Genomic DNA, 15,226 nt, shown 5'->3' on the forward strand with positions numbered 1-15,226 from the left:
ACGTGCTCAGGCATATACCCAAGCCTCAAGGACTATGCCCAATTGCCCGGTCAGGAGGGGGATCATCTCACAGGATTGCCTCAATCATGGATTTGTGATATCGCATACGTAGTGTTTGTAAATTTATTACGACTTTTTGAGCTTGATATTTCTGGGGAAAGTCTGGGGTACTGGGGTATAATATGCCAACGATTTCTGTGGCATTCGTTGATGATCATCCGGTTTTCTTGACCGGAGTGTGTCAGCTTTTTTCTGCCCTTGAGGGCTTTAGTGTTGTTGCCTCTGGCAAGACAGCGCAGGATATTGTCAAGATCGCAAGATAAATCAAGCCTGACATCATCGTAATCGACTTGAATATGCCTGGTGTCATCATCGAGGCGATTGCAAAGGTTGCGACAGAATATTCCCATACAAAAATGGTGGCCTTCACAGCATCAAGCAGCAAGGACACAGCAATCTCTGCGTTAGAGGCGGGCGTTCTCGGATATGTTTTGAAGGGCAGCACTCTCGAAGAATTGGCCGATGCCATCCAACAGGTTCATATGGGGGATACGTATCTATCGCCAAGCGTCTCCGCGAATGTCGTAGCTGGGCTTAGACAACAAGCCCGCTATCGCACCATGGAGCGGGTCCGGTTCAGCAAGCGAGAGGAAGATGTCCTTCGACTACTGCTACGGGGCTCGACAAACCGCGAGATCGCCGATGCACTGTCGCTGCAAGAGAAGACGGTCAAACACTACATGTCCGTGCTGATCCAAAAGCTTGATGTCCGCAACCGGGTTGAAGTCGTTCTTGCCGCGCAACAGCTTGAAAGCAGTGGGGCACTTGTTCGCACATCCCAAATGAACTGACGGTCTCCAAGGTCGATTTTGAGACGGCTCGACCGGCTCTGCTGGATCAAATCTGCTGTACGTCATATCGCTCGAGCGTGTTGGTGCATCAAAAGCGACTTAAACGGTCCAAGATTTGTCATCCGGCGAATGTACTGGCAAAGTGACATGAAGCGTGGATGAATCCTCCGCGATGGCGAGGTCAATACGGCCTCCGAATGCGTCGAGCCGACGTCGCATGCCTTGCAATCCCAAATGCCAAGGCGTGACGGATGATGTAGTGTTTGCGCCCTGCGATTTGCCGCCACAGATGACGACGTCCAAGATCGCGCCCGTCTGGTGAACGATGACCAGAGGAATTCGGCCCTGACCATGCCGAACGGCATTACTGAGCCCCTCGCACACCACTCGGTAGAGGCAAATCTTGCGTGGAAGATCCAAATTCGCCAAAGGCTCCACGATCTCCATCTCCACATCGCCAAACATCAAGGCTTTATGCCGCTCGACGGCCAGCGCAACCACTCCCTTGGCGTCCAGATCCTCAAGCTCGGGGAGGATCAAGCCAGCGGAAATTGACCGCAATTCTGTCATCACCTGACTGATCAGCCCGCGCACCGAAGTCCCATCCGGCATTTCGGTTTGAGGATGTTGGTCCTTCATAAGGGAAACCAGTCCGAGCAACTGAATGGGCCCATCATGCAGCTCGGCACCGACGACATTGAGGACCTGCTCGTTGGCTTGTGCGGCGTCAAGCCGTGCGCGGTTGGCTGCGCGACGCAGTTGGTCATTATGCTTGACCATCTTTCGCTCGGCCGCCAACAGCTCTTCCAACCGCGAGCTTTGGCTGAAGGTGAGCGCCAGCATTGCCAACATGCTCAGGGCAGCAAGGATCACTGCGGCCCAGGTTGCCCGTTCGACGAAGGACCGGTCACGCAAAAGCTCGGACGCATCGAGATAGATTTCGCCAACTGCGATCAACATGCCGTTCTCTGGATCGTGGATCGGCGCATAAACTTCGAAATACGGGTAAGCGAGAGGAAATTCAGGATCAATCGTGCCGGATGTCTCTAGGTTCACGACGAATTCGCCCTGCATCGCAACTTTGAGATGCTCCGCCTCGTGATGATCAGCGGAGTCGTCTTGAAGCGTCGAGTACAGAAGTGCGCCCTCAAGCGTCCAGACACGCATTACCAGATTTGGATTCTTCTGAGCCACATAGCTGAACGCCTGATTGGAGTTGCGGTCTGTGTTGCCGAGGATCTCGAAATGATCCAACGCCAGCGGCGCGAGCAGGTTGTCGATATAGGCGCTTCCAACCCGACCATGCGATTGCACCTGTAGCGAGCGGTACTCGAACATGATGAAGGCCCCAAGCGCAAACATGACAGCAATAACCATCACGGTGAAAATCGCCGCCAGAGGGCTGGGTGCCACATGGAACCTGCTCAGGATGGCCTTTGATGACCCTCTTGGATGATTCGGCGGTCGTTTCTTGCTTTGGGGCATAAGGACCTCTGAGTAGGTTCGTGGCCACTTCGTGGCACACCTCGCACAACAGCAAAAAGGTCACTCAAGTAAGGCTACGCGCGCTTCAGGCAATTACCAATAATTAATCCATAGTTAACCAATACCTACGCCACAAGCGGCCTCTCAAACAATGGACTTTGAGCCCAAGTTCACATGGCCTTTGGTCTGAAAGTTTCTTCGGCCTTGGTCCAACTCATTCTGCGGGCTTTCGTGCAGGCGAAGCGGCAGACCTCTGCCCGTGGCGACATTTTGGAATCGGTGAGACCCTTAAGGGGATACCTGGGGGGTATTGCCAACAATTTGAGCATACACATTCCGGCGCCATTGGCCGGAACCCAAGGCATTGAGAAAAAACCAAAATCTGCTCGCGCATACAATGCGGCGGGCCACATGGGGAGATGTGTCATGGCTGTAAAACTGAATATCGCGGACCTCGAGTTCTTTCTTCGGCAGGTCAAGATCAGCGAAGCGCATGCGAGCGGGACACCGCTGACGGAAATCTACGTCGACGTTGACGGCAATGTCGTACCAGAAGGGACACCCGGCGCAGTTCTCGCTATTCCAGACCCCCTTGTGCCCAACGGCCTGCGCACGGTCGACGGCAGATACAACAATCTGGTTGAGGGGCGCGAGGAATGGGGCGCGGCGGATACTCCGATGCCGCGACTTCTGAGCCAAAACTTCTTGAACGACCAAGATGGCGATGTGATGCCGCTCGGCGCACCTGGTGGGCCGATTGTCACCAACACGGATTATGGCGTGATCGGCACACCGTCGGGCACCAATGGCGGGCATACCGGTAACGTAGCAGACGCCGATCCGCGCATCATCTCCAACCTCGTTGTCGACCAAGGCACGGCGAACCCCGCCGCAGTCGAGGCCTGGTTCTCGAATGACGCCGCGCTTGCTGCGTTCCACGAGCGCTACGGCGAAGATGCCATTCCAATTCGCCCCGGCGAAGGCCCTGAGGCCCTGGAACTCTTGAACGCAAGTTTCGAAGACCAACCGCTCCTTGACGGTGCGCCCGGTGTTACATCGAACCCGCTTGGCAATTTCACCACGACTGCGCCCAGCGACTGGACCATTACTGGGGGTTCCGGCGGCCTCTTTGCGCCGGTGGACAGCGTAAGCGCAACCGCTGGACATCCTGGGCCAAACGTGGCCTGGCTTATTGGCGGCGCTACACTGTCTCAGGACAGCGGCACTCTGACCGAAGGTGCAAGCTATCAACTGAGCTTGAGTGTCGGTGATCGCACCGATCAGATATGGTCCGGCGGCACAGCGCGGCTGATTGCTGTCGGCGCGGGTGGTGTCACCACGGTTCTTTCATCCATTCCCCTGCCAGAGCCCGCAGATGGGCAATGGGCCGATGTGTCCCTTGATACCGGTCCGATCGCTGCTGGGCTTGCGGGCCAGACGCTGCGTGTCGAGATCCAGCAAACCGGCGGTTCGCAGGTGTTGGTGGATAATGTTTCGCTGTCGACCTCCAACGGCAACAAGATCGAGATCGACGACATCGACCTTGCGACGATTCCCAACATTGCGCCCGACGACGGCATCTCTGCCCCGTTCAATGCTTGGATGACCTTCTTTGGCCAGTTCTTCGATCATGGTCTCGACCTGATCACCAAGGGTAACAACGGGACAATATTCATTCCGTTGGAGGCGGATGATCCGCTTGTTCTGGGGGCAGACGGCATCGCTGGCACCGCCGACGATCTTCCGAACCATCTACGCTTCATGGCCCTGACACGGTCGACGCCCGTTGACGGACCCGGTGCCGATGGCGTGCTGGGGACAGCCGATGACACGCAACATGAGGGGCAGAACACCACCACGCCTTTTGTCGATCAGAACCAGACCTACACGTCGCACGCCTCGCATCAGGTGTTTATGCGTGAGTACGCGTTTGATACCAATGGCAACCCGGTCTCGACCGGCAAGCTTTTGGACGGCGCAAATGGCGGATTGCCGACTTGGGCGGAAATCAAGGCACAAGCGCGCAATCTGCTTGGGATCGAGCTGACCGATGGCGACGTCCTGAACATCCCGCTTTTGCGGACAGATGACTATGGCGAGTTCATACGCGGTCCCAACGGCCTGCCTCAGATCGTGGTGGGTATTGGCGCGGATGGCATTCCGAATACCGCTGACGATGATGTGGTCGAAGGGAACCTGACGACCCCTGTCAACACATTCACGGTGGGCGCGATCCGCATCGGGCATGCGTTCCTGGATGACATCGCACATGCCGCAAACCCGTTCGACTCGCAGACCGGTCTGCTCAAAACCGCGGACGACGACGCAGCGGTGGGTCTCTCCGATAGTGTCAGTACCGCCGGGACCTATGACAATGAACTGCTGGACCGTCATTTCATCACCGGCGATGGCCGGGGCAATGAGAATATCGGCCTGACAGCAGTTCACCATGTCTTTCACTCGGAGCACAACCGGCAGGTGGAGGCGCAAAAGAAGACCATTCTGGACTCAGGCGATATTGATTTCATCAACGAATGGCTTCTCGTCGATCTCGCGGCGGGCGATCCAATTCCAACCGACCCCGCTGCGTTGACCTGGGATGGTGAACGGTTGTTCCAAGCTGGGCGTTTTGCGACCGAAATGCAGTATCAGCACCTTGTCTTCGAAGAGTTCGGACGCAAGATCCATCCGAACATCGATCCCTTCGTTTTCAACGCGGTCACGGACATCAATCCGTCGATCTTTGCCGAATTTGCCAATGTCGTCTATCGGTTCGGGCACTCGATGCTGACCGAGAACATGCCGCGTGTCTTGGTTGACGAGGTGACAGGAGAGGTGACCACGGACAACATGGGCCTCATTGCGGCCTTCCTCAATCCCATTGCCTACGACAACGATGGCACAATGAGTGCAGATGAAGCCGCCGCCGCTGTGATCCGCGGGATGACAACCGAGCGTGGCAGTCAAATCGACGAATTCGTCGTTCCGGCCCTGCGCAGCAACCTGCTTGGTCTGCCGCTCGATCTTGCTGCGATCAACATTGCACGCGGCCGCGACACTGGCATTCCGTCGTTCAACGAGGCACGGGCGGAGCTTTTCCAACAGACCAATTCCGTCTGGCTGAAGCCATATGAGAATTGGGTCGAGTTGGCGGCAAACCTGAAGACGCCAATGACCGTCGTGAACCTGCTTGCGGCCTATGGAACGCATGCGACTATCCTTGCCGCAACCACGCTTGAAGAGAAACGTGATGCCGCCTTTGATCTCGTTTTCGGTGGCGGGGCCGTTTCGGATGCCGATCGCTTTGACTTTCTGCTTGGGCGCAATGGTTGGACGTCTGACACCAATGGTCTCAATACGATAGATCTCTGGGTCGGTGGTCTGAGCGAGAGGATCATGCCGTTCGGCGGCATGCTTGGGTCGACGTTCACCGCAATTTTCGAAGCGCAGATGGAGGCGCTTCAGGACGGAGACAGGTTCTATTATCTGACACGGACCCAAGGTCAGAACTTCCTCAACGAACTCGAAGAGAACTCCTTCTCGAAGATGCTTCTGGCCAATACCAACTTGGCTGATCCGGGAGCGGACGGTATCCGCGGAACCGAAGACGACGTCGTGCGTCACCATATCGGTGTGGATTCCTTTACGCGCTACGACTTTGTCTTGGAAGTCAATCAGGCCAACCAGTTGATTGATGATCCGGTGGGGAACGATCCGGTGCTCGAGGGCCTTGGCATGGGCAAGGTCGTACGCGACGATCCCACAACAAGCGACGTCGAAACCAACTACATTCGTGTCACCGGAGGAGAGCATCTTGCGGTTGGCGGCACCAACGGCAACGACACCATCATCACCTCTGACGGCGACGATGGCATCTGGGGCGATGATGGCGACGATTTCATCGAGTCAGGATTTGGCGTTGACCTCGTCAACGGTGGCGGTGGCAATGACATCATTCTGGACTCTGGCGATGAAGGCGACTTCCTCAAGGGCGAGGCTGGTGATGACGTTATGGCCTCTGCAAACGGTCTAGACGTTCTGATGGGTGGCTCGGGCAAGGATGTCATCTTCCTCGGGGTCGACTCGGCGGAAGTATTCGGTGGCTCAGGGGACGACTTTATCCTCGGCGGAGCGGGTGCAGACTTTCTCTTGGGCAACGAAGGCGACGACTGGATGGAGGCAGGTGACGGCTTTGACGTCACGGCCGGGGATAACTCTGAACTGTTCTTCAACAGCAAGATCATCGGTCATGACGTGATGTTCGCCGGGTCCGACGAGCATGATTTCGACGCTGAATCCGGCGACGACATCATGATCCAAGGTGAGAGCGTGATGCGCAACGAGGGCATGTTCGGATTTGACTGGGTCTCGTACAAGGGGGTGGCGGTTGACGCATATGCCGACATGCGCATCAAGATCTTCACCACCGACCAAGAGGATATCCTGCGCAACCGCTTTGACAAGGTCGAGGGATTGTCAGGGTGGCAGATGAACGACACGCTGATCGGTGACAACCGCGTTGCGCCCGGAACGGGAGAGAGCGCGGAAGGTGAGCTGTTCAATGATGGGCTTGATCAAGCGGGCATCGACCGGATTGATGGCCTTTCGGATCTCGTCTCGCTTTTGAACGGCACAGAGTTCTGGGAGAATGGCAATATCATCATGGGCGGTGGGGGCTCTGATCTGATCACTGGCAATGGTGGCGACGATATCATCGACGGTGACCGCTGGCTGAATGTGCGCATTCGCATCACCGGCAATCCGAATGACGAGAATACAGCAGCGAACGAAATTGTAACGGTCGATACGCTTCGGCATATCTTTACCGCAGAGGATGGGGTGGACCCTGCCTGGGTAGGACAAAGCCTGTTTGAACTTCTGGTTTCGCGCACCATCGTGCCGGCCCAGATGAACATCGTCCGCGAAATTCTCAACGGTGGACAAGAGGATGACATCGACATCGCCGTGTTCAACGACAATCGCGACCAGTACACGATCACTGACCTTGGCAACGATGTCTTTCAGGTGGAACATACCGGGTTTGGCACCAATCCCGCCATCCTGATTGATGACGGCATCGACACGCTGCACAACATAGAGCTGTTGCGCTTTGCGGATGGCGACTTTGCGCTTCCGCGGCCGGCGACAGGCATGCCTGTCATCAACGATCCGACCCCGACCAACGGCCAGGTCTCGCCGGTCGAGGGTCAGCTTCTGACGGTGGATACGAGCGGCATTGCGGACGCGAACGGTCTTGGGGCCTTCAGCTTTCAGTGGCAGTTTCTTGATGGTGCGGTCTGGACCGATATTCCCGGCGCGACCAATGCGACATTCACGCCGAATGATCCGAACTTCATTCAGCAGCTTTTGGGTGACATCAGTGAGATCGGTCGACAGCTTCGGGTCGAAGTGAGCTTTACCGACGGGGGCGGTACGCTTGAGACAGTGTATTCCGAGCCTACCCTTGCGGTAGCCGAGAATACTGGCGTGACGCTGAATGGAACACTATTTTCAAACAACTCCCTCAACGGTGGCGCTGGCAATGACCTGCTGACCGGTGTCAGCCCGTTCTTTGGAATCGGTGGAAACGACACCCTCAATGGCAACGGTGGCGACGACATCCTGAACGGACAGGATGGCGCGGATGTTTTGAATGGGGGGAGCGGCTTTGACGTGCTGGACGGCGGTGCAGGCAATGATGTGCTGAACGGCGGCGCGGACGACGATATCATCGTGGCCGGTGGCGGCACTGACACCATCATTCAGGCATCGACCGATGGGCGCGATGTGGTGGATGGCGGAGGCGGCAACGACACCTTCCGGCTTGAGGGCAATGCCGAGGCTGAAACCTTCACTGTCTATGCCATGTCAGGTGGCCAGAACGCTGGCCTTGCGGGCAGTCTCGGGACATCTTTCCTGGCAACGACAGAGATCGTGATCACCCGCACCGTCGGGGCGACAACCACGGTGGTCGCCGAGTTGGACAACATCGAGGAAATCGCTATCGACACGCTTGCCGTATCGGCAAATGACGGAAACGGCGTGCCAAACGGCGGCATCGTTGGTGGAGACACGGTCACGATTGTCGGAAACTTCGTACCGACCAGTCTGAACTTCAGCACAATCACCGTCAATGGCACGGCTGCCGACGACACGGTCGATATCACTGCTCTGACATCGGCACACCGGATCGTGTTCCGAGGCCAGGGTGGCAACGACACGATCATTGGCACCCTGCGGCCGCAAGACGTGATCGAACTGCCCGGAATCGGTGATCCGGTCGTGACGGTCAACGATGACGGCATGGTCACGGTGAGCCGTGGTGGATCGAGTGTCACGTTCGATGGATCGAGCGGATTGCCCGGTGTTGGTGGTGGCACACCGTCCGACGATGACGTCGCCGATGGATCATTCTCGCTGAGCGCTCGCGATCTGGAAGGTCTGAAGAATCTCGTCAACGGTGAGTTGGCCTTTGACGGTGACGATGACACCGAAGAGTTCACCGGCGTCCGAACGCTCAGCGGGGAGGGCAACAATGAGGCCAACCCGGCGTATGGGGCGGCGGGCGAGCCCTTCATCCGGTTGACCGAGGCGCGTTACGGCGATCCCGATGAAAATGGGAACCGGCAGATCAACCCGATCTTTGATGGTCTCGATCCGCGTGCGATCTCCAACATCCTTGGGCCTCAGGACGCAAGTGTAGCTCCCAATGCAATGAACGCGAATGCGCTGTTCATGGCCTTCGGTCAGTATTTTGATCACGGGCTCGACTTCATCCCCAAGAACCCCGCCTTCGGCACGATCGAGATTGGCGGACCGGGTGCGGAACGCAGCCCGACATCCGACAATCCTGCGGATCTCACGCGTGCGGAAGTTGCGGGCTATGATGAGGACGGCACGCCGCTACATACAAACATGACATCGCCCTTCGTCGACCAGAACCAAACCTATGGCAGTCATGAGCTTGTTGGCCAATTCCTGCGCGAAAGCGATGGGGCGCATGGGTTTGGCATGCGGCTTCTGGGGGGCGAGGCCGATCCTTCGGACCCGGCCTTCAGTCTCTTGCCGACCCTACGCGATCTGATCCTGCACCACTGGGAGGCGGAAACATACTTTGAGGATGCTGGTTTGCCGGGTGGTGCGGCAAGGCTTCAGGATGTTCTTCCGGGTTTGGTCGATGAGATTACCGGCGAGATTGACCCAAGCATGGTGCAGGCGCTTGCGTCTGATTTCCTTGGGTCCGGGCAACCTCTGCTGCTCGACGCCAATCCGTTCATCGACCTGCTTGATCACCGGGTGGCGGGCGATGGCCGCGCGAACGAGAATTTCGCGCTGACATCGGTGCACACAGTCTGGGCGCGAAACCATAACTTCCACGTCGAGAACCTGCTCATACAGGGGTTTGAGGGAAGCGACGAGGAAATTTTCCAAGCGGCCAAGATGCTCAACGAGAGCGATTATCAGCGTGTTGTGTTCCAAGAGTTCGCGGACAAGCTTCTTGGCGGATTGCGCAGTGCGGATGGTGGCACGGATGACCATGGCTGGGATGGCTACAATCCCGATGTGGATGCCCGGATCAGTCACGAGTTCGCGGCCGCAGCCTATCGCTTTGGTCATTCGCTGGTCGGGGAGAACCTGCAAGTTCAGGGGCCAAATGGGGAACTCATTCAGGTGCCGTTGTACGACGCCTTCCTAAACCCGAGCAATGATCCGTCGGTTTTCAACGCACCGCTGCCGCAGGGATATGTTCCGGCACCCGGCTATGCACAATACGGCGTCGCAGCCATTATCGGCGGCACGGCGGTGCAAGCGGCGGAAGAAGTCGATCTAAAGATCGTTGAGGCGATCCGATCCGATCTTGTTCGGATCAATGCCGATCTCTTCTCGTTCAACGTCGCACGCGGCTGGGATGTGGGACTTGGGACGATGAACCAAGTTCGCGCCCAGCTTGCAGCCTCGACCGATCCCTATGTTTCTCAAGCTGCGGGACTGGCCGGCGATCTGTCACCCTATACGAGTTGGGCGGATTTCCAGGCACGCAACGATGTGAGCGACGCAGATATGGCGCGGCTGATGGAGGCCTATCCCGACCTCGTGTTGGAGACACCTGCTCAGATTGCCGCCTTTGTCGCGGTGAACCCAGACGTCATGCTTGAGGATGGCGCAAACGGCAGCAAGATCGTCAAGGGCATCGACCGCGTCGATCTGTGGACTGGTGGTCTTGCAGAAAAGCACGTCAACGGCGGGATGGTTGGGCAGACCTTCTGGGTCGTGCTTCATGAACAGTTCGACCGCCTGCAAGAAGGCGACCGGTTCTACTACATCGACCGGTTTGACAACTTCGACTTCTATCAGGAATTCGGTGAGGATACGACATTTGCCAATATTGTCGCCCGCAACACCAGCCTGACAGATATCGGCAACAGCCTCTTCGATGCCACCAGTGAAGACGAAGATGAGGAGGATGACGCTGCCGGTGATGGTGACGGTGACGGTGACGACACCGCAGAGAACGATGACGACGCCGTCGGTGAAGGCGACGACACCGCAGAGAGTGACGACGGCGACGTCAGCGAAGGCGACGGCGACACTGACGAGGACGACGAGGAGGAGAACGAAACTGATGCCAATGACGGCACGGTAACGCCGCCGCCTGTTGCCGCGTCAGGGCAAGTCATTGGAACGGCTGCTGCCGACACGCTCTTTGGCGGTGCCGAAGGGGACAATATCCTGGCCTTGGCTGGACGGGACATGATCTTTGCTGGCGACGGCGACGACAATGTTCTGGCTGGCGGCGGGCGGGACATGATCTTTGGCGACGGCGGCAATGACAGGCTCTTCGGTGAAGGCGGTGCCGATTTCATCGAGGGCGGGGCGGGTAATGACTTTGTCGTGGGTGGCGGCGGATCTGATCTGTTCGTGGCAACTGCTAACGATGGTGACGACGTTTATTACGGCGATCACGTCAGCGGCGGATCAGGCACAGATACCCTCGATATGTCGCAGATCACAGCCGATGCCAGCGTCGATCTTGGAAGCGGCGTCGGTGGACGCGGGTATGCGTCAAGTGCCCAATCTGGGAACGACGTGTTGTGGAGTATCGAGAACTTCATCGGGGGCGCAGGTGACGATGTCATCACCGCAGGCGGTGTGCAAAACGAGATGGACGGTGGCGTAGGCAATGACGTCTATCGCTTCCTGTCAGCATCGGACGCCGACGGGGATACGATCAATTCCTTTGAACCCGGCGACAAGATCGACCTCTCGCAGATCGACGCGAACGGTTCTGGATCTGGCAACGGCACCTTCACACTCGTCTCTGACGCCTTCACGGGCGGCGGTCAGCTCCTCGTGACACACGAGACCGGTGCAGACGGTGATGTGACCGTAATCCAGGGCAACATCGAAGGTGATAACGCGCCTGATTTCAGCATCTCGATACGGGGCCGCCACGACCTGACTCAGGACGATTTTCAGCTCTGAGTCAGCCTGACAATAGCTCCGGGCGGATCATACCCTGCCCGGAGTGATTGGCTCGGTCACATTTCATTTTTCAGACGCGAGAGCACATCATGGCAAATCAAAAGAACAAGTCCGGGAACGCGGCAGCCAAAGCGCTCGGTAGCATCAAGGGATTGGTTGTATTTCTGCTCCTGCTTTCAGGGGTTATCAATATTCTGGCATTGACCGGCGCTTTCTACATGCTCCAGATTTATGACCGAGCGCTGGTCAGCGGCAGCGTCCCGACGCTTGCCGCTATTTCAGTTCTGGCAATCGGGCTTTATCTCTTTCAAGGCGTCTTCGACGTTATTCGCACCCAAATTCTCATTCGTGTCGGTGCGCGGTTGGACCGTCGATTGGCACCCGTCGCACATCAATTGGTCGTTGACATGCCACGCCTGGGATATTCCACCTCCGAGGCCCTCGAACGGGGCCGCGATGTCGATACACTTCGCGGTTTCTTTGGCTCTCAAGGGCCGATTGCATTGTTTGACCTGCCGTGGATGCCAATTTTCCTCGCGTTCGTCTACTTTCTGCATCCGATGCTGGGCGCCCTGACGATTGGCGGTGCGTTTGTTCTTGCGACACTTGCGATCGCGGCGGAATTGCGGACCCGGAGTTGGAGCAATTCGACCGTGTCAGCGACGATTGAGCGCAACGCAATCGCGGATTCGAACGCACGCAACGCCGAGGTTTTGAAGGCAATGGGCTTTGCGTCGCGGGCCGTTGCGCGTTTCTCAGCCGCGAATGATCGGCATCTGGAACTTCAGACTCGAACAAGTGACATATCAGGCACCTATAGCGCCATTTCGCGGGTGCTGCGGATGTTGCTGCAGTCGTCGATCCTCGGGCTTGCGGCGTATCTCACCATTCAGGGTGAATTGTCGGCCGGTGCCATCATTGCGGCAACCATTGCTTCGGCCCGTGCCATGGCGCCCATCGACCTTGCGATTGGAAATGCAAAGAACATGGAATCCGCGCGCACGTCATGGCGCCGCTTGCGCAACACTGTCGAAGTGCTTGAAAATCAACCCAAGCCGATGTGGCTACCGGGGCCGAAATACAATCTGAAGGTTGAGGGCATGACCGTCGCCGCGCCAGCGACCGGCAGAGTGTTACTCAGCGACATCACCTTTGAGGCAGCGGCAGGGCAAGCTGTCGGGATCATTGGGCCGAGCGGTGGAGGAAAGACCACGCTGGCCCGCGCGTTGACCGGCATCTGGCCGCCGCTGCGGGGATCAGTTCGGCTTGACAGTGCGGAGTTGACGCAATGGAATGACGACGACCGCGGGGCGCATATCGGGTATATGCCGCAGGATGTCGCCCTGCTCGACGCAACGGTCGAAGAGAACATCGCGCGTCTCGCTGAAACGCCTGACCCAGAGGCGATCGTTGCTGCCGCACGCGCGGCAAATGTGCATGAGATGCTCGTGCGGCTTCCGGACGGATACCGGACTTACCTTGGCCCGATGGGCACGTCCATTTCGGGCGGGCAGCGGCAGCGTCTGGGATTGGCACGTGCGCTCTACAGATCACCGTTCCTGGTCGTCCTCGACGAGCCTAACGCACATCTTGACCCCGAAGGAGAAGCCGCTCTGACGGCGGCAATCGAAGGCGTCAAGAAGCGCGGCGGCATTGTCGTTCTGATCGCACACCGTCCGTCAGCCCTGCAGGCGTGCGACCTGATCGGCGTGATCCAGGCTGGCAAGCTGACCGCTTTCGGTCCACGAGACCAGATTCTGAACCCGAAACCTGTTTCGGTCGCCAGCACAGCCAAGCCTTCCGTGAACGCGGAACAGCACCCGGCAGAGACGCATGTCGCAAGTCACATGCTGGACGCGGGGCGCAAGGCCAATCAGGGAGGCTGATCATGATCGACGTCAAAAGCTTCCGCTCCGCACCGACCGAACACCCTGACCCTTACGACCCTATGGGATTGGAACACCCCGAACGCAGTCAAACGAAACTCCTCAGCGGCTGGCTTGGCAGCCTCATAGGTTTGGGCCTCTATCTTCGCTCCTTTCTATGGTCTGACCCACAGATCGTTGCCGTGGCTCAAGACGAACCGCCGGAGGACGACACCGAAAATCTTAATGCAAGCCGCAACAAATCTGCTCTGGTACAACAAAAGAATGTCCCGGACGACAGCGATAGTGGACCTGAAGATTCCTGGGTTGAAGAAGAACCAGCAATCGTTTCATTCCGCTACCCGGTGGTTCTAGGCCGATTTGACAGTATGTTCCTCGAACCGTTTACAGAGTCGGTTTCCGGCGCTGAGTTTCCACGCGTGATCGCAAATACCACTCTCCCTCCATTCAGCTTGTTCCCGGGAAGAAACAATTTTCCCCAGAACAACACCGCGGAACCGGCCCCCCCACCAACCATCCCCGATCGGAGCGGCGAGACGGAGCCCGACAATCCCACAAATGTGACAGAGGAAGAAAACCCTGACCCAATCGAAACCGACCCTCAGGATCGCAACCGTGCCCCGCGCAATTCAAGTTCCGTGCACCTTGGGGACGTCGGTAGCGGAGCTGTCTTGGCGATTTCCTTGGCTCACCTTCTCTCTGAAACAGGGGATCAAGATGGCGATCTTTTAGGGGTCTCAATCACCGGCAGCAGTTCGGGTCATATGGACCCCAAAGGCGATGGCTGGCGCTATTTCGTAGATACAGAGGCTCTGGGCGAAGTTGAAATCGCGTTCTCGATCAGCGACGGCGCGTTCAGTATTGAGCAGACCGCAATTTTGAACGTGATTGAAAATGTCTTTACGGGAACTGATGGCGAGGACCTGATTGTTGGCACGCAAGGGCGCGACGCACTTTTTGGGTTGGACGCTGACGACAATCTAGCCGGGTTAGGAGGGCGTGACAGAATTTACGGCGGCGCAGGGGATGACAATATTTCCGGTGGCGACGGCAACGACAGTCTGTTCGGCGGTGATGGGGATGACCTGATTGCCGGAGGAGGAGGCGACGATTGGATCTCCGGTGGTGCAGGCGAGGACCGTCTCTATGGCGAGGGCGGCGACGACGTGATCTACGGAGACGCTGGCGACGACGAAGTTTACGGTGGTGACGGCGCGGACCAGATCTTTGGCGGCAGCGGTGATGATACGGTCGTGGCCGGTGCCGGGGATGACGAGGTGCAAGGCGAGGAGGGCGACGATCTCATCCTTGGCAACGCAGGCGATGACGAGGTTTACGGCGGTGACGGCGCGGACCAGATCTTTGGCGGCAGCGGTGATGATACGGTCGAGGCCGGTGCCGGGGATGACGAGGTGCAAGGCGAGGAGGGCGACGATCTCATCCATGGCAATGCTGGCGACGACGCCCTCAACGGCGGTGACGGCGCGGACCAGATCTTTGGCGGCAGCGGTGATGATACCG

At 57.6% G+C, this 15,226-nt stretch carries 5 protein-coding genes; 4 read left to right on the forward strand and 1 reads right to left on the reverse strand.

The features are described from left to right. The first annotated feature begins 338 nt into the window (after positions 1-338). Complete coding sequence (locus tag KBT70_RS04690; protein WP_296629372.1) at positions 339-851, forward strand: response regulator transcription factor; 513 nt, start codon at positions 339-341, stop codon at positions 849-851. 99 nt (positions 852-950) lie between these two features. On the opposite strand, the gene KBT70_RS04695 is transcribed toward KBT70_RS04690, so the two are convergent. Next, complete coding sequence (locus tag KBT70_RS04695) at positions 951-2,264, reverse strand: hypothetical protein (RefSeq protein ID WP_296629368.1); 1,314 nt, start codon at positions 2,262-2,264, stop codon at positions 951-953. Between the two features lie 246 nt (positions 2,265-2,510). Between KBT70_RS04695 and KBT70_RS04700 the strand changes: the two genes are divergently transcribed. The 3 genes from KBT70_RS04700 to KBT70_RS04710 all read left to right on the forward strand — a co-directional run. Next, positions 2,511-11,819, forward strand: a complete 9,309-nt coding sequence (locus KBT70_RS04700; RefSeq protein ID WP_296629369.1) for a peroxidase family protein — start codon at positions 2,511-2,513, stop codon at positions 11,817-11,819. 89 nt (positions 11,820-11,908) lie between these two features. After that, a complete protein-coding gene (locus KBT70_RS04705) occupies positions 11,909-13,705 on the forward strand; it encodes a type I secretion system permease/ATPase (protein ID WP_296629370.1) in 1,797 nt (598 codons plus the stop codon). Between the two features lie 2 nt (positions 13,706-13,707). Then, positions 13,708-15,226, forward strand: a 1,519-nt coding sequence (locus KBT70_RS04710; protein WP_296629371.1) for a calcium-binding protein, incomplete at its 3' end; no start/stop codon positions are given.

Origin of the sequence: Roseovarius sp., assembly GCF_018066915.1 — a bacterium.
In the GTDB taxonomy this organism is placed as follows: Bacteria; Pseudomonadota; Alphaproteobacteria; order Rhodobacterales; family Rhodobacteraceae; genus Roseovarius.

Excerpts from the sequence above, each read along its gene's own strand:
- KBT70_RS04700 (WP_296629369.1), top strand. The coding sequence starts at position 2,511 with ATGGCCTTTGGTCTGAAAGTTTCTTCGGCCTTGGTCCAACTCATTCTG.
- KBT70_RS04705 (WP_296629370.1), top strand. The coding sequence starts at position 11,909 with ATGGCAAATCAAAAGAACAAGTCCGGGAACGCGGCAGCCAAAGCGCTC.